Annotated in this window: 25 protein-coding genes; 5 read left to right on the top strand and 20 right to left on the bottom strand. The window is 72.9% G+C overall.

The genetic code is table 11. From position 1 onward, the window contains the following. The first annotated feature begins 47 nt into the window (after positions 1–47). Both IEY82_RS36160 and IEY82_RS36155 read left to right on the top strand, forming a co-directional pair. A complete protein-coding gene (locus IEY82_RS36160; protein WP_189128794.1) occupies positions 48–1,001 on the top strand; it encodes an aldo/keto reductase in 954 nt (317 codons plus the stop codon). A gap of 15 nt (positions 1,002–1,016) precedes the next feature. Then, entirely contained in the window at positions 1,017–3,563 is a 2,547-nt protein-coding gene (locus tag IEY82_RS36155; protein WP_189128793.1) for a polysaccharide lyase family 8 super-sandwich domain-containing protein, read from the top strand. Positions 3,564–3,742: 179 nt separating this feature from the next. Here IEY82_RS36155 and IEY82_RS36150 read toward each other — a convergent pair whose 3' ends face one another. The 16 genes from IEY82_RS36150 to IEY82_RS36075 form a co-directional block, all read right to left on the bottom strand. Beyond that, positions 3,743–3,919 carry a hypothetical protein gene (locus IEY82_RS36150; protein WP_189128792.1) on the bottom strand — a complete coding sequence of 59 codons (177 nt, stop codon included), beginning with the start codon at positions 3,917–3,919 and terminating at the stop codon, positions 3,743–3,745. Between the two features lie 879 nt (positions 3,920–4,798). Further along, on the bottom strand, positions 4,799–5,737 hold the full coding sequence (gene rfbB, locus IEY82_RS36145; protein WP_189128791.1) for a dTDP-glucose 4,6-dehydratase: 939 nt from the start codon (positions 5,735–5,737) through the stop codon (positions 4,799–4,801). Positions 5,738–5,743: 6 nt separating this feature from the next. Continuing rightward, positions 5,744–6,604, bottom strand: a complete 861-nt coding sequence (locus IEY82_RS36140) for an NAD(P)-dependent oxidoreductase (protein ID WP_225263891.1) — start codon at positions 6,602–6,604, stop codon at positions 5,744–5,746. Further along, the gene (locus IEY82_RS36135) at positions 6,601–6,984 is read right to left on the bottom strand and encodes a SchA/CurD-like domain-containing protein (RefSeq protein ID WP_189128790.1); all 384 of its coding nucleotides are present in this window, start codon (positions 6,982–6,984) and stop codon (positions 6,601–6,603) included. Before IEY82_RS36135 ends, IEY82_RS36140 begins: the two co-directional genes overlap by 4 nt. After that, entirely contained in the window at positions 6,984–7,694 is a 711-nt protein-coding gene (locus IEY82_RS36130; protein WP_189128789.1) for an SDR family NAD(P)-dependent oxidoreductase, read from the bottom strand. Before IEY82_RS36130 ends, IEY82_RS36135 begins: the two co-directional genes overlap by 1 nt. Further along, positions 7,691–8,017 (bottom strand): antibiotic biosynthesis monooxygenase family protein, encoded by a 327-nt coding sequence (locus IEY82_RS36125; protein ID WP_189128788.1) that lies wholly within the window; start codon positions 8,015–8,017, stop codon positions 7,691–7,693. The genes IEY82_RS36130 and IEY82_RS36125 overlap by 4 nt, the downstream gene beginning before the upstream one ends. Beyond that, positions 8,014–8,325 carry an antibiotic biosynthesis monooxygenase family protein gene (locus IEY82_RS36120; RefSeq protein ID WP_189128787.1) on the bottom strand — a complete coding sequence of 104 codons (312 nt, stop codon included), beginning with the start codon at positions 8,323–8,325 and terminating at the stop codon, positions 8,014–8,016. The genes IEY82_RS36125 and IEY82_RS36120 overlap by 4 nt, the downstream gene beginning before the upstream one ends. A 2-nt stretch (positions 8,326–8,327) precedes the next feature. Further along, complete coding sequence (locus tag IEY82_RS36115) at positions 8,328–9,053, bottom strand: SDR family NAD(P)-dependent oxidoreductase (RefSeq protein ID WP_189128786.1); 726 nt, start codon at positions 9,051–9,053, stop codon at positions 8,328–8,330. A gap of 14 nt (positions 9,054–9,067) precedes the next feature. Continuing rightward, positions 9,068–9,529, bottom strand: coding sequence for an anthrone oxygenase family protein (locus IEY82_RS36110; RefSeq protein ID WP_189128785.1), 462 nt, complete (start codon positions 9,527–9,529; stop codon positions 9,068–9,070). Beyond that, complete coding sequence (locus IEY82_RS36105) at positions 9,526–9,987, bottom strand: SRPBCC family protein (RefSeq protein WP_189128784.1); 462 nt, start codon at positions 9,985–9,987, stop codon at positions 9,526–9,528. The genes IEY82_RS36110 and IEY82_RS36105 overlap by 4 nt, the downstream gene beginning before the upstream one ends. A gap of 11 nt (positions 9,988–9,998) precedes the next feature. Then, positions 9,999–11,174 carry a ketosynthase chain-length factor gene (locus tag IEY82_RS36100; protein ID WP_189128783.1) on the bottom strand — a complete coding sequence of 392 codons (1,176 nt, stop codon included), beginning with the start codon at positions 11,172–11,174 and terminating at the stop codon, positions 9,999–10,001. Then, positions 11,171–12,430: a beta-ketoacyl-[acyl-carrier-protein] synthase family protein gene (locus tag IEY82_RS36095; RefSeq protein ID WP_189128782.1), complete on the bottom strand. Its 1,260-nt coding sequence runs from the start codon at positions 12,428–12,430 to the stop codon at positions 11,171–11,173. The genes IEY82_RS36100 and IEY82_RS36095 overlap by 4 nt, the downstream gene beginning before the upstream one ends. Beyond that, on the bottom strand, positions 12,430–12,834 hold the full coding sequence (locus IEY82_RS36090; protein ID WP_225263893.1) for a cupin domain-containing protein: 405 nt from the start codon (positions 12,832–12,834) through the stop codon (positions 12,430–12,432). The genes IEY82_RS36095 and IEY82_RS36090 overlap by 1 nt, the downstream gene beginning before the upstream one ends. After that, positions 12,831–13,151: a TcmI family type II polyketide cyclase gene (locus tag IEY82_RS36085; RefSeq protein ID WP_189128781.1), complete on the bottom strand. Its 321-nt coding sequence runs from the start codon at positions 13,149–13,151 to the stop codon at positions 12,831–12,833. The genes IEY82_RS36090 and IEY82_RS36085 overlap by 4 nt, the downstream gene beginning before the upstream one ends. A gap of 9 nt (positions 13,152–13,160) precedes the next feature. Beyond that, complete coding sequence (locus IEY82_RS36080) at positions 13,161–14,165, bottom strand: methyltransferase (RefSeq protein ID WP_189128780.1); 1,005 nt, start codon at positions 14,163–14,165, stop codon at positions 13,161–13,163. 28 nt (positions 14,166–14,193) lie between these two features. Beyond that, the gene (locus IEY82_RS36075; protein ID WP_189128779.1) at positions 14,194–15,204 is read right to left on the bottom strand and encodes a methyltransferase; all 1,011 of its coding nucleotides are present in this window, start codon (positions 15,202–15,204) and stop codon (positions 14,194–14,196) included. A gap of 248 nt (positions 15,205–15,452) precedes the next feature. On the opposite strand from IEY82_RS36075, the gene IEY82_RS36070 reads away from it, so the two are divergent. Then, a complete protein-coding gene (locus tag IEY82_RS36070; RefSeq protein WP_189128778.1) occupies positions 15,453–16,214 on the top strand; it encodes an SDR family NAD(P)-dependent oxidoreductase in 762 nt (253 codons plus the stop codon). Between the two features lie 4 nt (positions 16,215–16,218). On the opposite strand, the gene IEY82_RS36065 is transcribed toward IEY82_RS36070, so the two are convergent. The 4 genes from IEY82_RS36065 to IEY82_RS36050 form a co-directional block, all read right to left on the bottom strand. Beyond that, positions 16,219–17,388, bottom strand: a complete 1,170-nt coding sequence (locus tag IEY82_RS36065; protein ID WP_189128777.1) for a nucleotide disphospho-sugar-binding domain-containing protein — start codon at positions 17,386–17,388, stop codon at positions 16,219–16,221. Positions 17,389–17,518: 130 nt separating this feature from the next. Beyond that, positions 17,519–18,670, bottom strand: a complete 1,152-nt coding sequence (locus IEY82_RS36060) for a nucleotide disphospho-sugar-binding domain-containing protein (protein WP_189128776.1) — start codon at positions 18,668–18,670, stop codon at positions 17,519–17,521. Between the two features lie 14 nt (positions 18,671–18,684). Next, entirely contained in the window at positions 18,685–19,524 is an 840-nt protein-coding gene (locus IEY82_RS36055) for an LLM class flavin-dependent oxidoreductase (RefSeq protein ID WP_189128818.1), read from the bottom strand. A gap of 15 nt (positions 19,525–19,539) precedes the next feature. Continuing rightward, positions 19,540–21,216 carry an FAD-dependent monooxygenase gene (locus tag IEY82_RS36050; protein ID WP_189128775.1) on the bottom strand — a complete coding sequence of 559 codons (1,677 nt, stop codon included), beginning with the start codon at positions 21,214–21,216 and terminating at the stop codon, positions 19,540–19,542. 189 nt (positions 21,217–21,405) lie between these two features. On the opposite strand from IEY82_RS36050, the gene IEY82_RS36045 reads away from it, so the two are divergent. After that, complete coding sequence (locus IEY82_RS36045) at positions 21,406–22,431, top strand: LLM class flavin-dependent oxidoreductase (protein WP_189128774.1); 1,026 nt, start codon at positions 21,406–21,408, stop codon at positions 22,429–22,431. Between the two features lie 110 nt (positions 22,432–22,541). Then, positions 22,542–23,027 carry a hypothetical protein gene (locus tag IEY82_RS36040; protein ID WP_189128773.1) on the top strand — a complete coding sequence of 162 codons (486 nt, stop codon included), beginning with the start codon at positions 22,542–22,544 and terminating at the stop codon, positions 23,025–23,027. The last annotated feature ends 35 nt before the right edge of the window (positions 23,028–23,062 follow it).

The raw sequence follows: 23,062 nt of genomic DNA, 5'->3' as shown, positions 1-23,062 counted from the left end.
CGCCGGACGAGGACACCGGCCCTGAGGGCGTGTGGTGGACTGGCGGCATGACAGCGAACACGCGGTATCCGCTGCCGGCGACCCCGATGGGTGTCGGGCTGGCCGCGCTCGGCCGCCCGGCCTACATCACGCTGGGCCGGGCGGAGGATCTCGGCGCTGATCGCGGCATCGCCGCGCTGCGGGTCAGGAGCTGGGCGGTGCTGGACGCGGCGTGGGCGGCCGGTGTGCGCTACTTCGACGTGGCGCGCTCCTACGGCCGCGCGGAGGAGTTCCTGGCCGGCTGGCTGCGCGAGCGCGCCATCGCTCCCGGGGCCGTGACCGTGGGATCGAAGTGGGGGTACGCCTACGTCGGCGGCTGGCGGACGGACGCCGACGTGCACGAGGTGAAGGAGCTGTCGGCCGGCCGGTTCCGGCGCCAGCTCGGCGAGTCCCGCGACCTGCTGGGCGAGCACCTGTCGCTGTACCAGATCCACTCCGCGACCCTGGAGAGCGGCGTGCTCGACGACGAGGACGTCCTGGCCGAGCTGCGCGAACTACGCGCCGCGGGCGTGGCGGTCGGCCTGTCCACGACCGGTCCTCGTCAGGCCGGCACCATCGACCGGGCTCTCGAGCTGGGCCTGTTCGACACGGTCCAGGCGACCTGGAACCTGCTCGAACGGTCCGCCGGCCCGGCACTGGCCAGGGCGCACGGGTCCGGCCTGGGCGTGATCGTCAAGGAGGGCGTGGCGAACGGCCGGCTGACCGCCCGTGCCGCCCCGCGCGTCCTCGCCGCCGTCGCCCGCGAACGGGGGCTCACCCCGGACGCCCTGGCCCTGGCCGCCATCCTGGCTCGGCCATGGGCCGGCGTGGTGCTGAGCGGCGCCGCCTCGGTGGAGCAACTCCACAGCAATCTGACCGCGACCGGCGTCGGCTGGGACGCCGAGCTGGACGAACGGCTCGCCGTACTGGCCGAGGAGCCCGAGACCTACTGGGCGACAAGGGGCTCGTTGAAATGGCAGTGATCGTTTAGGCTGGGCATGCCCTCCAGCCGCTTGGAGCACGTCGTGCCGCACCTGTCCCGTCGCCAGGTTCTCTCCCTGCTCCCCGCAACGCTCCCGGTAACCGGCCTGCTCGGCCTGGCGGGCTCCCCCGCGCGTGCCGCGGCGGGGGTCGATCACGCGCGGCTGCTGGCCAACACCGTGGCGATGCTCGCGGGGACTCCTGACGTCAATGCCCGGCCCGAGGTCGCCGGCAAGCTCGCCGCGATCCTCCGCACCGCCACGCAGCGGCTGACCGCCATGGACCAGGCGGGCGACGGTCAGCTGTTCGCCGGCCTGCCGCTCGGCGCCGACGACGCCAACCTGCGGCTGGCGTTCCAGTATCTGTACGAGATCGCGCTCGCGACCCGCACGCCGGGCGGCGCGCTCGCCGAGGACATCGCCGTCCAGCGGCGGGTCGTCGACGGGCTGGTGTGGCTGCACGAGCGCCACTACGGCGACCAGTCGGCGGGCTACTACGGCAACTGGCACACCTGGGAGATCGGCATCCCCACCCACGTGAGCAGGACGCTGGCCCTGCTGGCCGAACGGGTGCGGCAGGAGCGGCCCGAGCTGACGGCGACCTACGTCGCCTCGATGGACGCCTACTTACGCAACGGCAGGGACGGCGACGTCGACCTCGACTCGCGCTTCCACACCGGGGCCAACCTCGCCGACATCACCGCCAACCGGATGCTGCAGGGCGCGCTCACCGGCGACGACGCCCGCGTCGGCAAGGCGATCTCCGACCAGGCCACCGTCTTCGCCACGATCGACCCCTACGACCTCCGGCACGGCGTCACCGACGGCCACTACCGCGACGGCTCCTTCATCCAGCACCACTCGGTCGCCTACACCGGCTCCTACGGGCGCGTCCTGCTCACCCGCGTCGTGCAGACCCTCAAGACGCTGGAGGGGGTGACGAGCGGCGGCTCGGCCGACCTGGCCGGCGTGGTGTGCCGCTGGATCGCCGACGGCTTCGCCCCGCTGATCTTCGAGGGGTGGATGATGGAGATCGTCAAGGGGCGGGCGGTCTCGCGCGCCACCACCGGCTACGCCGACGTCGGGGTGATCGTGGAGGCCGTCGCCGACCTCGCCGACCACGCGTCGAGCGCCGACGCTCTGGCGTTGAAGAAGTACGTCAGGTTCCTGCCGGCCGCCGACACGTCCGCCTTCGTCTCCCCGGTCAGCGTCGCCCGATACACGGCCATCCGCGCCGACTCCGCCCTCCCGCCCGCCGACCTGAACCCGCCCGAGCGTTCGGTGGCGTTCAACTCCATGGACCGGACCGTCCACCGCCGCCCCGGCTACGCCTTCGCCCTGGCGCGCAGCTCCGAGCGGATCAGCGCGTACGAGTACATGAACGGCGAGAACCTCCTGCCGTGGTTCCAGGGCCACGGCGCCTACTACCTCTACCTGGCGGGCGAGGACCAGCGCGAGGTCTTCGGCGTCGACTACTACACGACCGTCTCGCCGTACCGGCTGGCCGGGGTCACCGCGCCCGCGGAGGAGCGGCGCACGATCCCCGAGCTGTACGGCCGGTTCTGGTACGAGAACCCGGGGCACCCGCTGAACTTCACCTCCTCCTCGGAGTCCCAGAACACCTACGTGTACTTCCCCCGCGCGGGCGCCTCCTTCTCCGGCGGCGCAACCCTCGGCGCGTACGGCGCGGCCGGCATGGTCCAGTCCGACGACGCCGCCTACACCGCCGAACAGGCGGGCCTCCTGCCCGACGACTTCGTCGCCTACCGCAACGCCCGCGCGACGAAGTCCTGGTTCATGCTCGACGACGAGATCGTGGTGCTGGCCGCGAACGTCTCCGGTCAGGGCGGCCGCGACGCCGTGACCACCGTGGACAGCCGCATCGCCGCTCCCGCCGACGCGATCGGGCTCACCGGCGAGGGCTGGCGCGGCGGGGCCTGGCAGGCGGGCGACGGCACGCCGCCGCGCTGGCTGCGCTACGCCAACGCCACCCGCGGCACCGCGATCGGCTACGCCTTCCTCACCAGGCAGCCCGTGGCGGCCGGTGTGGAGACGGTGACCCGCAGCCGCAGAGTCGTCCGCGCGTCCAACCCCGACACCAGCGTGACCAAGAACGTCTTCACCGCCACCGTCACCCATCCCGCCGCCGGCGGCGTCCCCGCCCTCGCCTACGCCCTGGTCCCGAACGCCACCGAGACCCGCCTGCGCGGCTACGCGGACGGCCCGCTGACCGTCCTGGCCAACGACCGGCACGTGCAGGCGATCAGGCACCGGGACCTCGGGATCGTCGCCGCCAACGTCTTCACCGACGGCCCGCGCCGCGCCGGGCGCCTGCTCGTCGACGGCCCCGCCTCGGTCATCGTCCGGTCAGGCGAGCGCACGGCCGTCGCCCTGTCCGACCCCACCATGCACCGCGACCGCGTCACGGTCGTCCTGCTCGGTGCTCCCCTCCGCCTGGGCGCGGCCGACGAGGGAGTGACGGTACGCCGCGTGCCGGGCGGCACCTTGGTCCAGGCCACCACCCGGCACGCCCACGGCCGCACTTTCACCGCCACCCTGCGCTGACGACGGCCGTCGTCCGGGCCGTCTGGCATCTGCCGCTGTTCCTCACCGACCGGTCCCTCGGCGGCAAGGACGTCACCACGGGGCCGGCATCATCCTGCCGGAGATCTTCCCGGAGGCGCGCGTCGAGGCCCCACCGGAACACGTCCGGTGGGGCCTCGGACGTCGGCGAGCGTCGCAGGTCACCCGTACATCTGGTGGCAGATCTGGTTGTGGAGCCGGAACTCGGGGTGTGAGGGCGGGAACAGTTCGTCGCACTTCTCGGCGAACATCGGGGGTGTTCCGTTGTCGATGCCGCCGTCCGCCGGCACCTGTTCCTCGCTCCTGACCTCCACGGGCGGGTCGACCTGCCTCTTCACCCCGGTCCTGCCGGACGGGCGCGCGGGGTCGTTCTCATGCCGTCGGCGTGGCACGGCCCGGTTCTCCGCCCTGCTCGCCGTCCGGCTCTCCGTGTGGTTCTGCCTCCGGCTCTCCGTACGAACGTCGGATCGGTTCTCCGTACGGTTCTCTGTGCGGTTCTCCGTACGGTGGGCCCGCTCGGACGAGGTCTTCCCACGGGTCGGTGCCTTGGGTCTCGGTCTGGACGCGGCCGAGCGCGGGCGGGCCGTGACCGTGGGGCTCGGTGACGAGGCGGGCACGGCCGTGCGTTCCGTCACGCGCGGGTAGGGTGTCGGCGCCATGGCGGTCCCCGTCCCCGGGGAGGTGGTGTCCGTGCCCCAGGCGGTCGACCAGATGCCCAGAGCCACGCAGGCCACGAAGCCGGCGATGACCGCCGGTCTGGTCCGGCGGTCCCGGTCCCGTGGTGACGGTCGCTCCGGTGGGGTCGGAGTCGAGTACGTTCGCCAGCCGAAGGACTCGGCTCCGCCGGCCAGCCTGACCGGCCGCCGACGGGGCGGATCGCCCGGCGGGCGCCGCATCGGCAGAGGTTCTTCGGGTGAGGGTGCGGGGTGGTCGTGTTCGTCGTGCATGGTTCTCCCTCCTCACTGCCCGTGCTCGCCAGGGTGCCGCAGCGGGGCGACGTCCGGCCGGAACGACTCGGCCTGACGAGCGGCGGGAATGAAATGGCCCCGGTCTCACCGGGGCCAAATAGGAAGGAAACACGGCATAAGCGGACAGGCGCCTGGCGGTGCTGCCCAGCCTGATCCAGAGCGCGCCGCACCTGGCCGCCGTCAGCCTCGGCTCGACCGCATCGCCTTGCGAACCTGGATGCCGTACTCCTGCGAGCGGATCGTTCACCGCTAGCCGGTCGGGGGCTTGTCCTTCCACCAGGACGGGTTGTCGGCGTACCAGCGGACGGTCTCGGCCAGGCCCTCCTCCAGGCCGACGCTCGGGCGGTAGCCGAGAGCGCGCAGCTTGGCGTCGTCCAGCGAGTAGCGACGGTCGTGCCCCTTCCTGTCGGCCACCCGTTCGACCATGTCCCAGTCGGCGCCCAGGGCGGCGAGCAGGCGCCCGGTGAGCTCCACGTTGGTGAGCTGGGCGCTGCCCGCCACGTGGTAGACCTCGCCCGGCACCCCCCGCTCGGCGACCAGCAGGATGGCCCGGCAGTGGTCGTCCACGTGGATCCATTCCCGGACGTTGCCCCCGTCGCCGTAGAGGGGGAGCCTGCGGCCGGTGAGCAGGTTCGTGACGAACAGGGGGATGATCTTCTCGGGGTACTGGCGGGGTCCGTAGGTGTTGCCGCACCTGGTGATGACGACGGGCAGGCCGTGCGTCGTCGCGTCGGCCAGGGCGATCAGGTCGCCGCCCGCCTTGCTCGCCGCGTACGGCGAGCGCGGCCGCAGCGGCGCGTCCTCGCGCCACGAGCCCGACTCGATGCTGCCGTACACCTCGTCGGTGGACACGTGCACCACCTTGGGGGTCCCGGCGTCCAGGCAGGCCCGCATGAGCGCCTGGACGCCGAGCACGTTGGTGCGGACGAACTCCGCGGCCCCCTCGATCGACCGGTCCACGTGCGACTCGGCCGCGAAGTTGACCACCAGGTCGTGACCGGGCACCACCCGGCTGAGCAGGCCGGCGTCGCAGATGTCGCCCTCGACGACGTCGCAGGCGACTCCGTCCAGGTTCGCCAGGTCCGCGGCGTAGGTGAGCCGGTCGAGCACCGTGATCCGCTCCGCGGCGGCGATGCGGGCGAAGTGGGAGCCGATGAACCCGGCCCCGCCGGTGACGAGGATCCTCATGGCCGCTCAGGAGGCCATGGCGGTCTCCACGACCACCGCGCTGTCCTCGTCGCCCCGGCCCGCGGCGACCACCTCGTCCAGCCGTTCCGCCGCGCGCGAGCACACCGGCAGGGTCAGCCCGCCCGACGCCGCGTCCGAGATGGCCAGCCGCAGGTCCTTCGCCATGAGCTGGGCGCGGAAGGCGGCGGGCTCGTAGCAGCCGTCCCGCATGTAGCCGGCGCGGAAGGCCAGGGCCGGCGAGCAGAACGCGCTGCCCGTGATCGCGTTGATCAGCATGGTGCGGTCGAGTCCCGCCCGCACACCGAGGGCCACCGCCTCGGCCAGGCCCACGGTCTGGACGCCGAGCAGCAGGTTGAAGGCGAGCTTCATGGTGCACGCCATGCCGGGCGGGCCCAGATAGCGCAGCTCCCCTCCGATGGCCGTCAGGACGTGTTCGATCTCGGCCACGTCGCGCTGGTCACCGGCCGCGAACAGGCGCAGCCGGCCCTGCTCGGCCATGACCGGGTTGCCGATCAGGCACAGCTCCACGCGGCGTATCCCGTGGGCGGTCAGCCGCTCGGCCGCCGCGGCGGCGTACGCCGCCGAGACCGTGGTGGTGTCGACGACCACGGTGCCGGGCTTGAGCGCCGGCAGCATCCGCTCGAACAGCGTCTGCTCCACGGCCTTCTCGTCGGCGAGGCTGAGCAGGACGACGTCGCTGTCGCGGGCGACGTCCTGCGGCTGGGGCGCCCACCGGGCCCCGGCCTGGCGCAACGGATCGGCCTTGGCGGCCGTCCTGTTGTGCACGATGAGCGGGAAGCCGGACTCCAGCAGGCGCTTCGCCATGCCCCCGCCCATCGCGCCGAGTCCCACCACGGCGAGCTTCACGACGCCTCCACGGGCCGGGTGTCGGCGGACAGCTGGGAGATGCAGCGCATGGTGGCGTCGCGGAAGTAGGCGCCGAACTTGTCCGGGCTGCTGGTGTCACGCTCGCGCACCAGGTAGGGGGCGAGCTGCTTCTCCAGCTTGTGGACGCCGCCGTGCTTGGCCATGTTCGCGGAGACGGCCTCCAGCGTGCCCTCGAAGTGGATGACCCGGACCATGAGGTCGTCCTTGATGAACACGGCGGTGCCGAGCAGGCGGCCCACCTCGTTGCCCTGCTCGTCGCGCAGGACGGAGCTGCCGACCCGCTGGAAGCCCTGGAAGATCTCGGCGATCTCGTCCTCGTGCCCCGGCTTGACCCGGTAGGTGATCGCGGCGTACGTCATCACATTCCTCCATCGACGTAGAGCGTGGTTCCGGTGATGTAGCGGGACTGGTCTCCGGCCAGGAACAGCACGGCCGCGGCCACCTCGTCGGCGGTGCCGAGCCGGCCCAGCGCGGTCATGCCGGCCAGCCGTTCGCGCAGGTGCGGGGGCGGCCCCTCGCCTGGGCCGGCGGCGTCGACGACGCCCGGGGCGACCATGTTCACTCTGATGCCGCGCGGGCCCAGCTCGCGGGCGAGCGACCGGGTGAGCCCGATGAGCGCGGCCTTGGACGCGGTGTAGTGCGCGCTGGCGGGCCGGCCGCGCAGCGCGACCGACGCCGACAGGTTGACCACCGAGGCGCCGTCGGACAGCAGGCCCAGCCCCTGCCTGGTGACGAGGTAGGCGGAGGTCAGGTTGGCGTCCATGATCTCGTGCCACTGGGCGGCGTCGAGCTTGTCGATCGGGGTGATGCCGTCCACTCCCGCGTTGTTGACGAGCACGTCGAGCCCGCCGAGGCGCGTGGCGCAGATGTCGGCGAGCGCGGCCACCTCCGCCTCCCGGGTGACGTCCGCGGTGACCAGCTCGTAGGAGAGCGAGGCCGGCTCGCCCCGGTGGCAGGCGATGACGCGGGCGCCGGCGGCGGCCAGCGCGCGGGCGGTGGCCGCGCCGATGCCCCGCGATCCGCCGGTGACCAGCACCCGCTTGCCGGCGAGCCCGGCGTCGTACGTCATGATCGCTCCTCGGAGTAGGCGGCGGTGACGGTGTAGAGGGCGAAACTCGGCCCGCGCGAGCTGTCCTGGAAGGAGCGCAGCGGCGCGGTCGTCTGCCGGTGCCGGGTGCCGGCCTCCCAGGTGCGGAAGGATTCGAGGCTGTCCCACTCGCTCATGACCAGGAATCCGCCCGGCTGGGTGAGCGAGCGCAGCAGCTCGTTGCCGAGCAGGCCGGGCGTCCCGGACAGCTCCCGGCTGACGCGGTGGTAGGCGTCGGCCAGGTCGCCGGGAGAGTCGCCGGAGGCCGTGGCGTAGACGAGCACCCGCACCCTCGGGCTGGTCATGTCCGGGCCACGGGGTCCATGGCGTAGACCACGTTCATCGTGACCATGGAGCCGCCGGAGCGGAACGGGTGCAGCCTGACCCGGTGGTTCAGGTGCTGCTCGCTGCGCTCGAACTCCCGGAAGCGCGGCTCGTCCACCCAGTCGCTGACGATGTAGTAGACGCCGTCCTCCTCGTCGCTCTTCGACAGCCACTGGCCCTCGTTGGCCGGGTGCTCGGTGACCGCGGTGCCGACCCGCAGCCAGGTCTCCTCGAAGTCGCGCTCGGCGCCCGGTTTGATCTGCATGCGCAACATCACGCGGAAGGTCATCGCTAGATCCCACCGTCCACGTTGATGGTCTCGCCGTTGACGAACGCCGACTGCTCGCCGGCCAGGAAGGTCACCACGGTGGCGATCTCCTCGGGGCGGCCCATCCGGCCGAGCGCGATGAGCCGCCGGTAACGCTCGCGCACCTCGTCGGGCACGCCCGCCTCGGTCTCGATCGGGCCGGGGGCGACCAGGTTGACCCGGATGCCGCGCTCGCCGAGCTCCTTGGTCAGGGACCTGGTCAGGCCGATGAGGCCGGCCTTGGCGGCCGTGTAGTGGGCGCGCAGCGGGAGGCCGACGGTCGCCACCTTCGAGCCGATGTTGATGATCGAGCCGCCCTCGCCCATCAGCGGCAGCGCCCGCTGGATGACCATGGCCGTGGCGGTCAGCCCGGTGTCGACGACTCGGTGCCACTCCGCCGCGTCCAGCTCGGCGAACGGGACGTGGCTGATCGCGCCGGCGTTGTTGACCACGATGTCGATCCGGCCCCATCGGCGCTCACACTCGCCCACCAGGGCGTCGATGTCCTCCTGTCTGGTCACGTCGGCGGTCGCGACGTGGTGCTCGCCGCCGATCGCCTGTAGCTCCTTGGCCAGGGTCTGCGCGGGTTCGCCGCCCTGCCTGGTGCAGGTGACGACGTTCGCGCCCGCCCTGGCCAGGTCGAGCACGATGGCCCGACCGATGCCTCTGGCGCCGCCGGTGACCAGCGCGTTCCTGCCGTTCAGTCGCATGGGGTTCTCCGTTGTCACATCAGGGTGGCCGCGCCGGCGCCGCTGGCCGCGAGCGCGGTCAGGACGAGGACGGTGCGGATGAGGTTCCAGGAGCGCCACTGGGCCCGGGGATCCCGCGCGGCCCAGTCGGACGGCGGGTCGGCGGGGTCCAGCGACGTCACGTACTTGTTGATCGGCACGTTCTTGGCGACCGAGATGGCCATGACGAGCGCCAGCAGGGCCGCCGCCGTGGTGTACGTGACGCGGGCGCCGGTGGTGGGGGCCAGCACCGCCAGGGCGGCGTTGGCCAGGAAGGTGATGGCGTTGACGATGGGCATGAGCGGGTCGTAGCGCGGCCACAGGAAGCGGATGGTGCGCACGTACCCGTCGTAGGGCATGGCCTTGGTGTACGGCTCGATGCCGATGACGGTCGACAGCATGACCCCTGACGCCAGGCCGCCTCCGGCCAGGGACAGCGGGACGAGCAGCGAGATCATCGCACCGTCTGGGCCGCGGCGGCTTCCACGCGGCGCCGGATCAGGTCGAGTTGGACGACGGAGTTGGCGTTGATCCTGGCGGCCATCGCCGTGTCGTCCAGCGGCGCCTCCGGTTTCATCTGGAAGTCCTGCTTCCAGCGCATCAGCACGCCGCCGTCCACTTCGGAGTAGTCCCAGGCGATGTTCATGTACTCGAACCAGCCGGTCTCCACGCGGTGGGCCCGGACGGTCCTGGTCCGCGGGTCCATGGTTCGTTCGGACACCCAGCTCCAGGCGTTGCCGTCGGCGTCGGGGTGCATGGTGAGCCGGAAGCGGACGGTGTTTCCGTGCCGCTCCAGGATCTCGGCCGCGGCGTACTCGTCGAACAGCCGCGGCCAGTTGTCCACGTCGTTGGTCATCGTCCAGACCACCTCCATCGGCGCGGCGATGACGATCTGGTTCTCGGTGTGTACGGCCATGGTCAAGGTCCTTACGCTCTGACGACGATTGCCGAGTTGAATCCGCCGTAGCCCCGGGCCAGCACCAGTGCCGCGCGCAGCGGCGCCTGCCTGGGGGTGTCGCGGACGAGGTCGAGACCAAGCCCCTCGACGGGGCTGGTGATGCCGATGGTGGGCGGGATGACCTGGTCGCGCAGGGCCAGCAGCGCGGTGGCCAGGTCGAGCGCGGCGCCGCCCGCGTACAGCCGTCCGGTCATGGTCTTCGGCGCGGTGACCGGGACGGCCCGCGGCCCGAACACCGCGTTGACCGCCTCGGCCTCCTGGCGGTCCAGGTCGGGCAGCCCGGCGGCGTCGGCGAAGACGACGTCGATGTCGCCGGGTTCGGCGCCGGCGTCGGCCAGGGCGGCCTCGACGGCGCGGCGCAGCGCCGGGGGCCGGTCGGACCACGGCGGCGGATCGAACGTGGCCGCGTGACCGGCTATGTAGCCATATTTCGGTTTCTTGGTGTCGGCGGGCTCGATGGCGAGCATCGCCCCGCCCTCGCCCGGCAGGTAGCCGTCTGCGCGAGCGTCGAAGGGCAGGAACTCACCGGACGGGCTGAGCCTGCGGTTGCTGAGCTGCGCCACCAGCCCGTACGGGCACAGCGAGGCGTCGGTGCCGCCGGCCAGCGCCAGCCGCACCCCGTCGCGCAGCAGCCGGCACGAGTGGGCCACCGCGTCCAGCCCGCCGGCCTGCTCGGCGCAGACGACGTTGCACGGGCCGCGCATCTTGTGCCGGATCGCGATCTGGCCGGTGCTGGCCGCGTAGAACCAGGCGATGGACTGGTACGCGCCCACGTGCCGGGGCCCGTTGCGCCACAGCTTCTCGATCTCCCGCTGCCCGAAGTCGGTGCCACCGGACGAGCTGGCCGTGGTGACCGCCATCTCGTACTCGGGCAGCTCGGCCGGGTCCACACCGGCGTCGGCGAGCGCCATCTCGGCCGCCGCCAGCGCCATGTGGGTGAAGCGGTCGGTCTCGGCGACGAGCCTGCCCGGCACCCGGCCCTTGGCGACGAACGGTGACTCGCCGCCCCTGCTGACCGGGTAGCCGCCGGCGTCGAAGTGGCTGATCGGCCCCAGCCCGGACCGGCCGTCCAGGACCGCCTGCCAGTAGTCCTCCGTACGGTCGCCGTTGGGCGCCACCACTCCCATGCCGGTCACCGCGCTCATGGCTCTCCCCGTCCCAGCACCATCGCCGTCTGGAAGCCGCCGAACCCGCTGCCGACGCTGAGGACCGCGTCCACCCGCTGGTCGCGGGCGGTCACCGGCACATAGTCCAGGTCGCACTCCGGGTCGGGGGTGTGCAGGTTGGCCGTGGGAGGCACCACCTGGTCACGCATCGCCAGCAGGCAGGCCGCCGCCTCGATGGCGCCGATCGCGCCGAGCGAGTGGCCGACCATCGACTTGAGCGAGCTGACCGGCACCTCGTGGGCGCGCGGTCCGAGTGCCCGTTTGAAGGCGGCGGTCTCGTGCCGGTCGTTCTGCTTGGTGCCCGAGCCGTGGGCGTTGACGTAGTCGATGTCCGACGGATCGAGCCGGGCCTCGTCCAGCGCGGCGCGGATCGCCTCGGCCATCTCCCTGCCGTCCGGCTTGAGGCCGGTCATGTGGAAGGCGTTGCTGCGGGAGGCGTATCCGGCGATCTCACCGTAGATCGTCGCGCCGCGGCGGCGCGCCGACTCCAGCTCCTCCAGCACCAGCACGGCCGCGCCCTCCCCCAGCACGAACCCGTCCCGGTGCAGGTCGAACGGGCGCGAAGCGTGCTCGGGGTCGTCGTTGTTGGGCGAGGTGGCCTTGATGGCGTCGAAGCAGGCCGAGGTGATCGGTGAGATCGGCGCGTCGGTCGCGCCGGCCACCACCACGTCGGCCGTGCCCTGCCGGATGAGCCGGGCGCCGAGGCCGATCGCGTCCAGCCCCGACGTGCAGCCGGTCGAGATCAACCCGACCTGGCCCTCGGCCCCGCAGCTCCACGCCACCTCGGCGGCCAGGGTGCTGGGCGCCATGAAGCCGTACAGGTGCGGCACGCCGTAGCCGTCGTCCACCAGCCACCGTCTGCCGCCGTCGCTGAGGACGACGTACTCCTCCTCCAGGCTCATCGTGCTGCCCACGGCGCTGCCCAGGCTGACGCTCATCCGCTCGGGCGCGACGTCCTGACCCAGGCCGCTGTCGGCCCACGCCTCCCTGGCCGCGACCACGCCGAGCTGCGCCGCCCGGTCCATCCGGCGGATCTCCTGAGCCGACAGGCCCTGCGCCGCCGGGTCGAAGTCGCACTCGGCCGCCATCCGGGAGCGGAAGCCCGACGGGTCGAAGAAGGTGATGGTGCGCGTCGCCGTCCGACCGGCCGTGAGCATCTCCCAGAACGCCTTGGTGCCCGGGTCACCGGGAGCGACGACGCCGATCCCGGTGACCACGACGCGGGCGGATCGCATCAGCCCTCTCCCGCCCGTTCTTCCGTGTCGACGTGCCCCAGCTCGGGGCGGGGGGCCAGCGGGCACAGGTGGAAGACGATGAGCGCGTCCTCCGTGCCGGTGTTCTCGACGCGGTGCCGGGTGCCCTTGGGCACCATGACGCTCTGGTCGGGGAGCATCTTGACGTCCTCGCCGTCCAGCCGGGCGACGATCGTGCCACGGGCGATGAACATGAACTCGTCGGAGTAGGGGTGGTAGTGCTCGGCGACGAACTCCCCCGGCTTGAGCAGCGTCACGCCCATGAAGCCCGTGGTCGAGCCCACGGTCTTGGGGCTGAGCAGCACCCGCAGGTCGCCGCCGCGCCGGCGGTTCGGCTCGACGTCGTCGATGTGGACGATCTTCAGTCCGCCCTGTGTCTCGGTCACGAGCGCTCCCAGGTGTAGAAGGGGATGGCCATGGCGTCCTTCGGCTCGCGCCAGTTGGGGTCGTACGGGCTGACGTGCTCCGACAGCCGCCGGCTGACGTCGAGGTAGAGCGGGTGCTCGCGAGCCTTGTCCAGGTCGGGCTTGATGTCCTGGTCCGCCTCGACCAGATGGAAGTACAGGTCGTGGAAACGGAAGAGGGTCCTGCGGGACACGCCGATCAGGTGCGGCAGGTCGGTGGCGTCGGACTCTCCGAAGATGGTCGCGATGGCGTCGGCGTGCGAGGCCTCCATGTGCGCGACGATGAGCGTTCTGTGCAAGGTGATCTCCTACTTGGTCGCGATGACGAGGGAGTCCGTGGGACCGAGCGGCTGGACCGAGGTCTGCCGGAAGCCGGCCTCGCGCAGCCACGCCAGGCACTCGCCCTGCGTGTACTCCGCGCCGTCGGTCGTGGTGAGGATCATGTGCAGGCTCACCACGAGGTTGTCGGCGTCGGTCGGCTCGTCCTCGATCATGCGGTCGTAGACGAGCAGCACCCCGCCCGGCGCCAGCGCCTGGTACGCCTTGCCGACCAGCATCCGGCGCTCCTCCTCCGACCAGTCGTGCAGCACGTGCCCCATGATCAGCACGTCGGCCTGCGGCAGCGGGTCGTTGAAGAAGTCGCCGGGCACGAAGGAGGCCCGGCCGGACAGCCCGAGCTCGGCCAGGTGCGCGTCGAACCTGGGCTCCATCTGCGGCAGGTCGAACACCATGCCCTTGAGGTGGACGTGCGCCCTGACCAGGTGCGAGACGAGGTTGCCGCGGGCGCCGCCGATGTCGGCGACGGAGTCGTGCGCGGTCCAGTCGTAGGACTTGGCCAGCTCGGGGCCGAGGTGGCCGCTGAGCGAGTCCATCATGGTCAGGAAGCGGTCCAGGAACGCGGGGTTGTCGACCAGCTCGCGGAAGTCGCCGTCGTTGGCCTGCGGCAGGCCGGTGCGCAGCGTGTCGGTGAGGCGGCCCCACGCGGGGTAGAGCATCTCGCCGGAGCGCGACAGGAAGCCGCCGACGTAGGCGGGGGCGCCGCGGACCAGGAAGCGGGTCGCGGCCTCACTGTTGCCGTACCTTCCGTTCTCGCGCCGGAGCAGGCCGGTGACGACCAGGGTGTCCAGCCACTGCCTGGTGGCGCGCGGGTGCAGGCCGAGGCGCTCGCACACCTCCTCGGCGGTGGCGTCGGCGTCCTGGAGGGCGGTGAACAGGTCCAGCTCGACCGCGGTGAGCACGACCTTCGACATCGCGTACATGCTGCCCAGCCGGAAGATGTCGGCCGGGGTGGTGATCGGTGCGTCCGTTGCCATGGGGGCTCCCTTCTGAGTGCTGATCGGGTCAGGCCTCGGGCGTCACGGCCTCGATCAGCCGCAGGTCGCCCGCCTCCCCGCGGATGCCGCCGAAGCTGAGGCCGGCCCGGTGGAACAGCTCGGCGAAGTCCTTCTCGGTGCGCTCCCTGCCGCCGGCGACCAGGAGCATGTGCAGGTCCATCAGCCGGGTCCGCCGCTCGGCGGGCCCGTCCGTGAGGAGCTGCTCGACGACCACCACCCGGGCGCCGGGCGGTGCGGCGCGCCGGCAGTTCGCAAGGACGCGCAGGCACGTCTCGTCGTCCCACATGTGCAGCGTCTGCTTGATCAGATAGACGTCGCCGCCGCCGGGGACGGCCGTCTGGCAGTCGCCGGGGAACGCGCGGAAGCGTTCGGCCAGCGGGCCCTCGCGCAGCGCCGGGTCGACGGTGTCCAGCGCCTGCTCGGTCTCGACGAGCACCCCGGTGACGCCCGGGTGGCGTTCCAGCACCGCGCGCAGCAGGTTGCCCTTGCCGCCGGCCAGCTCGACCACGCACTCGCCTTCCTTGACCGGCAGCGCCTCCGCGACCAGCGGGTCCTCCCGCCTGGCCACGACCGACAGGCCGTGCTGGAACGCGTCGCCCGCCTGCCTGTTCTGGTCGAAGTAGGCGAAGATGTCCTGGCCGTAGTGGGCCTGGAAGGCGGATTCGCCGGTCCTGACCGAGTGGGCGAGCAGTCCCCACAGGATCCAGTTCCAGTCGCCGCCCAGGCGGATGATCCCCGCGGGGCCGTCGGGCGCGTCCGAGCGGAGCGCTCTGGAGGTGGGGGTGTGCTCGTAGCGGTCCTCCCCCACCTCGGCGAAGATGCCGTACGCGGTGAGCAGCCGCATGAAGCGCCCGAGCGTGTCCTGCCGCGCCCCGACGGCCGACGCGAGTGCTTCCAGGGTGACGGGCTCGTCGCCGACGGCGTCGGCCAGGCCGAGCTGGACCGCCGCGCGCACCACCGCGCTGGCGTGCACTCCTGTGGACAGCTCGAATACCTCCGCGGCCGCTTTGTCGCGCATGACCGCCATTGCCATGAGATACCTCCGGGTTTTCCGGCGGCCGGGTCCTCTGAGACCCGCCGACTGCCGACGCTGACGGCGAGGGCTGAAGGATCGCTCCAGCGCCGCTTGAGCAGCCGGCCGCGCCTCGGCGGGGCGCGGAGCGGTGATGGCGAGCACCGCTCAGGTGATGCTCGAGTGGGGCGGGTCAGCATGGGCGTCCCGGCGGGCCGGCTCCGCCCGTCGTGCCGATGACAAGGGAGTGACGGATGGATCTGGGGCTCACCGGAAAGAGCGTGCTCATCACGGGCGCCAGCAGCGGCATCGGGCGCGCGACCGCGTGCCTGTTCGCCGCGGAGGGGGCCAGGGTGGCGCTCACCTACCGGTCCAACAAGGACGGCGCGCACAGCGCGGTCGCCGAGATCGAGCAGGCGGGTGGCACCGCCATCGCCACACGGTACGACCTGGGCGACCCGGCCACGATCAGGGCCACCGTGGACAGCGTGATCGACGCCTACGGCGGCGTGGACGTACTGGTCGCCAATGCCTCCCCCTGGTCGGGGCCGCACATCCCGTTCCGCGCCTTCGAGGACGTGCCGGTGGCGGAGTGGCAGAGCCAGCTGCGCGAGGAGCTCGACGGCGCCTTCCACACGGTTCAGGCGGTGCTGCCGTCGATGAAGGCGCGCGGCTGGGGCAGGATGATCTTCGTCTCCGCCGCCTCGGTGCGCTCGGGCATTCCCGGGGAGGAGGCGTTCATCGCCAGCAAGGCCGGCCTGAACGCCTTCAGCCGCACCCTGGCGGGCGAGGCGGGCACGAGCGGGATCCTGAGCGTCGTGGTCTCGCCCGGGGCGACCGCGACCGACACCACCCGGCGGGCCCTTCCCCCGAAGCTGATGAGCCAGGTGGCCGCCTCGGCCGCCACCGGCCGCATCTCGACTCCGGAGGAAGTGGCCCGGGCCATCGTGTTCCTGGGCTCGGAGGCCAACGGGAACATCACCGGGACCATCGTCGAGGTCACCGGCGGAACCTGATCCGTCACCCGCCCCGGCGGGCCTGGGCGATCACCTCGTCCAGTCCCGCCGCCAGGGCGGCCGGTGACGGCAGCGCCGCGTTCTCGGCTGCCAGCCTGGCGGCTCCCTCCTGGTAGGAGGGGGCCGCCAGTACCTTTTCCGCCGCCGCGCGGAACGCCCCTGCGTCCGCCTCGCGGTAGGACAGCCAGGTGGCCGCGCCGGCGGCGGACATGCGCTCGGCGTACTCGGGCTCGTCGGTGTGCGAGGGCACCACGACCATCGGCACGCCCGCGCTGAGCGCGGTCATCAGCGTGCCCGCGCCGCCTCCGTTGATCACCGCGGCGCAGGTGGGGAGCAGCAGGTTGAGCGGCACCGACTCGGCCACCCGCACCTGTGGCGGCGGCGTGGCCGGCAGCAGCGCGCGCTGGCCGGGCGCGACGGCGGCCACCACCTCGACGGGCAGGCCGCGCAGGCCCTCGATGGCCTGGTTGATCGGATGCAGGTTGTCGGTGATCTGCGAGAACATGTGCCCCCACGTGACGCAGACGCGCGGCCGCTCCGGCGCCGGGATGAGCCAGGAGGGCAGGCCGCCGGAGCCGTTGTAGGGGACGTAGCGCAGCCGCGCGCGGTTGACCTCGTCGGGCTCGGTGAGGCTGGGCGGGCAGGGGGTCAGCGTCAGGTCGCCCAGGGGGTCCACGCCGGTCAGGCCGTGGCGGGCGCACAGCTCGTCCAGGTACGGCCGGTCGAAGTCGCGGCGCGAGTAGTTGGTGTCGATGCCCCACGTGTGGCGGATGGCCGGGACGCCCACGCTGTGGGCGGCGATGAGCCCGGCGTACCCTCGGGCCTCGAAGACGACCGCGTCGGGACGCCAGGCTCGGGCGAGGTCGATGAGGTCGCCGGCCGCCGCGTCGGCGATGCCGGTGAACATCGCCATCGACCGCTCCATGCGCGTGCGCAGGTGGTCGTCGTCGCCGGTGCCCGCCGCGGGCTCCAGGGCGACGCCCTGCCAGAACGTACGCAGGTCGACGTCGTGGCCGACGGCGACGGCGGGCAGGCCGGTGGCCCCGACCGTGGCGGTGAAGCCCGGCTCGCAGGCCACCCGCACGTCGTGGCCCGCGCAGCGCAGGGCCCAGGCGAACGGCACGACCGGGTAGAAGTGGGCGGCTGTTCCGATGGTGGAGATGAGGATCCGCATGCGCGCAGGCTGCGCCCGGACGCTGGAGGCTCGGTGGATCCGCGCTGGACCGGTCACCCGGCCGCCCGGCCCGCCCGTGCTCGGCCGGCCGGTGCACGGCTCGGCCGCCCCCGACCGGCCGCCGGGCTGTTCAGCCGGCGGCGACGCGTTCCAGCCACGGGACGACGGCGGCGGGGGCGGGCCGGTCGGCGATCTCCTGGCGCAGGCGGGCCGCGGCCTGCCTGGCCCGCTCGTCGTGGAGCAGGCGCAGTGCGCGCTCCCGCAGCTCGGCCGGGTCGGCCTCGTCGGGGGGCAGCAGATCGGCGGCCCCGGCGCGGACCAGCCGGTTGGCGTGCGCCTGGTGGTCGGGCAACTGCGGCACCAGGAGCTGCGGCAGGCCGGCGGCCAGGCCGGTCAGCGAGGTGCCGGCGCCGCCGTGCGCCACCAGCAGGTCGCAGGAGGGCAGCAGGGCGTGCAGCGGCGCGCCCTCGACGACCCGCACCCCCTCCGGCACGGGCCCGAGAAGCGTCCGCTGCGCGGCGGTGACGGCGGCGACCACCTCGACCTCCGGCGAGGCCAGCGCCCGGACGACCTCCCCGGCCAGGAAGCGGCGGGAGTCGACGCGGGCCATGGTCGTGCCCCACGTCACGCAGACGCGCGGCCGGTTCGAGGGGCCGAGGCGGGGGGCCTGGCCGGGCCCGTTGTACGGGACGTACCTGATGGGCGTCGGCCGGTAGTCCACCTCCACCTGCACGCCGGCCGGGAAGGGGTCGACCGTGGCCGCTCCCAGCGGTTCCAGGTCGTCCAGCCCGTGCCGCTCCGCCATCGGCGCCAGCAGCTCCGGCAGGAACCGGCGGGCGCGGTGGACGAGGTCGGCCCCGTACAGGTGGCGCACGGCCGGCACCCCGGCCACGGCCGCCGCGATCGAGGCGGCCCAGGCCGTCGGGTCGTGGACGATCACCCCGGGCCGCCACTCCCGGGCCAGCCGCACCAGATCGTCCACCATGGCCTCGGCGTTGGCCTGGAACATGCGCAGCGCGCGCGGGGCGCCCCCGTTCGCCGAGGCCGCCGCCTCCGGGGTGCCGAAGCGGCGGGTCGGCAGCGCGTAGCCGCGGACCATGTCCACCGAGTCCACGTCGGACCCGACCCGCGCGCACGGCAGGCCGGTCCGTTCGGCGACGGCCATCAGGGACGGCTGGCAGGCCACCAGCACGTCGTGCCCGGCCGCGCGCATCGCCCAGGCCAGGGGCACCATGGCGTACAGGTGGGACGGCCACGCCCAGGCCGTGACGAGCATCCGCATCGCTCCACCAGCTCTCAGCTCAGCGCCGCTTCGGCGATCAGGTCGACCTGTCCGGGGTCCGCCGCGCACGGCAGCAGGATCAGCTCGTCGCAGCCGGCCTCGGCGTAGCCTCGGACGAGCTCGCGCAGCCGCCCGGGCTCCGTGGCCACGCCGGAGACCACCAGCTCGGCCTTGTCGCCGATGAAGGCGTAGTAGGAGCGCAGGTAGCGTTCGGCGTGCTCGCGCCCGCCGGGGCCGAGCGCTACGTAGGACAGCGCCAGCAGCCTGGGAGCCCGCGTCCGGCCCTGCCGCCGCCATTCGTCGCGCACCCGGGCGGCCAGGTCGGCGTAGCGGGAGACCGAGCTGCCGCCGCCGATCCAGCCGTCGCCGACTCGCGCCGAGCGGCGCATGGCCGCCTGCGAGTGGCCGCCGATCAGCAGGGACGGCGGGTGCGCCGGTCGCAGGCCCGCGCTCGCCTCGGACCAGGCGGCGCGCAGCTCGCGGACGACGGTGTCGAGCCGCTTGCCCCGGCCGGCGAACGACGTCCCGGTCGCGGTGAAGTCGTCCTCGCGGTCTCCCGAGGCGAGGCCCACCACCAGCCGTCCGCCGGCCAGGTGATCGAGGGTGGCCAGTTGCTTGGCCAGCAGCGTGCTGTCGCGGCAGGCGGCGATGAGGATGGTGGTGGCCAGCTTGATCCGCTCGGTGACGGCGGCGGCCGCCGTCAGGGCGAGCAGCGACTCGTAGTTGGGGTACGCGACGCGGTCGAGCGCCCCGAGCGTGCTGAAGCCGAGCCGGTCGGCCCGGCGGGCCCACTCGATGAGCCGCTCGCCGGTCACGTCCGGCACGGTCGTGGGCAGGGCGAGTCCGATGTCCATGGTCACGTGCCCCCCTCAGCCGCGATCGAGGATCCGGGCGACCACCGACCGCAGCGTGGCCTCGACGTCGGGCTCGGCGTCGTGTCGGGCATCGCGCCCATGGGGCTTGGCATCGCGCCCGGCGTCGGGCCCGGCGTCGGGCTTGGCCTCGGTGGGCAGGGCGGGAGCGCGCCAGGCGACGAATCCGTCCGGGCGGACGAGCACCGCGCCCGACGCGCTCACCCCGTACGCCTGCGGCCAGCGGCCCTCGGGGTCGGCCAGTTCGGGGCCGCCGATCATCCGGACGTCCAGCCCGGCGCGGGCCGCCGCCGGGTGCCAGCCGCCGCCCTCGGGGCCGGTGAGCAGCACCGTTCCCGCGCCGAACAGGTCCAGCGTGGACAGCGGCTCGCCGTCGCGGACGAGCGCGTAGTGCGGGGCCCGGGTGCCCGGCGCGCCCAGCAGCTCGGGCTCCAGCGCGGGCGGGCCGCCGGTCTCCTCGGGGAGCACGGCCGCGGAGTCGTACCGGTAGCCCAGGATGATCGCGGCGTAGCTGACGGGCTTCTCGTCGCCGTCGGCGGTGCTGGTGCGGTCGCGCATGGTCTTCATGGCGTAGTCGATGGTGTGCCCGGCGACGGCACGGCGCTCCTGCTCGTAGGTGTCGAGCAGGGCGGGGCCCGCGTCACCCGCCAGGACGGCGGCCAGCTTCCAGGCCAGGTTGTGCGCGTCCTGCACGCCGGTGGCCGCGCCGAGGGCGCCGGTCGGCGGCATGGCGTGCGCGGCGTCGCCGACCAGGAACACCCGTCCCTGGCGGTAGCGCTCGGCGAGCTGGGCGGCGACCTCGTAGCCGAGCACCTTGGCGCCGGTCCGCTCGATCTGCACCTCGATGTTGTCCACGCGCAGATCGGGCACGCCCACGGCGGCGCGGATGACCCCCACGCACCAGTCGTCGTCGAAGTCATCGGCGGACTGCTCGGCCGGGTCGTAGGGGGTGACGAACACCCAGCGGGAGCCGTCCAGCGGCATCATCCGGGTGCCCGGCTCGGGCTGGTCGAAGTAGCCCAGGCCGAGGTCCCTGCCGCGCAGCGGGCCGCTGAGGTCGGCCTTGAAGACGAGGCTGACGATGTTCTGCAGCACGCCGGGGCCGGTCACGCCGATGCCGAGCCGCCGCCGTACGGAGCTGCGGCTGCCGTCGGCGGCGATGAGGTAGCGGGCGCGGATCCGGCGCTCCCGGCCGGTGTCGGCGTCGCGCACGGTCGCCGTCACCCCGTCGCCGTCGTCGTCGAACGACGCCAGCTCGGTCGAGTACCGCACGTCGGCGCCCAGCTTCACGGCGTGGTCGGCGACGATCTCCTCCAGCCGGTTCTGGTCGATGGAGCACCAGTCGCAGGGGGTGGCCTCGCTGAGCCCGGGCGCCTCGTTGCGCATCGGCATGGAGAACAGCTCGGCGTCGTCGAGCGTCCTGGCCCTGATGACCGTCTTGGTGCTCAGGTCGGAGGTCAGGGACTGGGCGGCGACGATCGTCTCCTCCAGGCCGACCGACCGGTAGACCTCGACGGTGCGGGGGTTGATCACCCGCGCTCTGGGATGGCGCAGCGTGCTGGGCTTGCGCTCGACGAGCGTCACCCGGACTCCGGCCCGGGCCAGGAACAGGGCCGCGGACAAGCCGACCACGGCCCCGCCGGCGATCAGCACCTCGGTGTCTTCGTGTGGCATGGCTGGCCTCATCCCTTCGGTCATCGGCACGGGAACCCGCCGTACCAGGGAGCAGAACAGGCGTCGCGCGGCGCTGGACGCCCGGTCGAGTTCCGCTCCAGCCTCGTTCGCCCCAGGTCCAGCGCGGCTCGAACCGGACCTTCCAGGATGGCCCCCGCGGCGATCAGATCCGAGAGAGCGGAGCATGCCATGCGACTGGGGATCAACGTCCCGCTGAACGACACCGATCTCGCCGTGGAGGCGGAGCGGCACGGGTTCGAGGTGGCGTTCGTGCCGGAGGGGTTCCGATCGGACGCGGCCAGCGCGCTGGGGTACCTCGCGGCCAGGACCACGCGGATCCACGTGGCCGCCGGGGTGTTCCAGATTCCCGCGCGGACCGCGGCCATGACCGTGATGACGGCCGCCACGCTGGACGGTCTGTCCGGCGGCCGGTTCCGGCTCGGGCTGGGCGTCTCCAACGCGTTCATCACCGAGGGCTGGTACGGCCTGCCGTTCGGCCGCCCGCTGGCCAGGACCCGCGAGTACGTCTCGGTGGTGCGGGCCGCGCTGGCCGGCCGCCAGGTCGACCACCAGGGTGAGCACCTGCGGGTGCCGCTGCCCGGCGGGCGGGGCACCGGCTTCCGGCTGCACGCGCCGCTGGTCAACCCGCGCATCCCGATCTACCTCGCCGCCGTCGGCGAGCGCGGGCTGGAGCTGGCCGGGGAGATCTCCGACGGCTGGTTCGGGGTCTTCAGCTCGCCCGGACGGGTGGCCGAGGCGATCGGGCACCTGAAGGCGGGACGGCGGCGCGGCGACCTGGCCGGCGAGCCGTTCGAGGTCATCCCCTCGGTGTCGATCGCCGTGGAGGAGGACCTGGAGGCCGCCGCCCTGCCCGTCAAGCACCACGTGGCGCGTTTCGTCAGCCTCGGGCACCGCACCGACAACTTCTACTTCCGCCTGCTGGAGCGGCTCGGCCACGGCGAGGCCGCGGTGGAGATCCAGGACCGGGCCCGGTCCGGTGACAGCGCGGGCGCGGCGGCGGCGGTGCCGTTCGACTTCGTCGACAGCGTCTCGCTGCTCGGGCCACCGGACCGGGTGGCGGAGCGGATGGACGCGTACGCGCGGGCCGGCGTCACCACCCTCGCCCTGTCGCCCGTCAGCTCCGACCCGGCGGCGCGGCGCACGTCTCTCCAGGTCGCGGCGGAAGCGATCGGCCTGGTCGGTTCCGGCCGATGAAGGCCGGCGGACACAAGACCGACGGACACGAAGCCGGCGGACACGAAGCCGGCGGACACGAAGCCGGCGGACACAGAACAGATGAAACGGTCAGAACACAGGGAGGAAGCATGGCAGACAAGGTAGGCAGGCGGCCCGGGATGGCCCGGCGCGTGGCGCTGGTGGCGGCGGCGACGACCCTGACGCTCGGCTCGGTCGCCGGCCTGGCCGGCTCGGCCAGCGGTGACACCGAGCAGTTACGCTCGCCCGTCGGCACCTGGGCCGTGGAGATCAAGTTCGCGTCCAGCACCAAGAAGGAACGCGCCCTGTTCGCGCTGCGGCCCGACGGCAGCTTCACGCTGGCCGACGGCAAGCGGGTCGGGCTCGGCACCTGGAAGCTCACCGCCACCGGCTTCCGGTACGCCTTCAGGCACTACAACCTCAACGCCGAAGGCGCCTTCGACTGGGAGCTGCGCGGCCTCCAGGACGGGCAGGTGACCTCGGCCGACACGTTCACCTCGTCGGGCACCGGCACGTCGGTCGACGCCGACGGCAACGTCCAGGGCGTCTTCCAGACCCAGGTCGAGGGCAGGCGTTACAGCGTCCAGGCACCGTGACGGCAGCGGGGGCGGCGCCGCGCGATCGCGCGGCG

This window comes from Nonomuraea cavernae, assembly GCF_014646355.1.
In the GTDB taxonomy this organism is placed as follows: domain Bacteria; phylum Actinomycetota; class Actinomycetes; order Streptosporangiales; family Streptosporangiaceae; genus Nonomuraea; species Nonomuraea cavernae.
The sequence above is the reverse complement of the archived record's forward strand: the minus strand, read 5'-3'. Positions and strand labels throughout refer to the sequence as shown.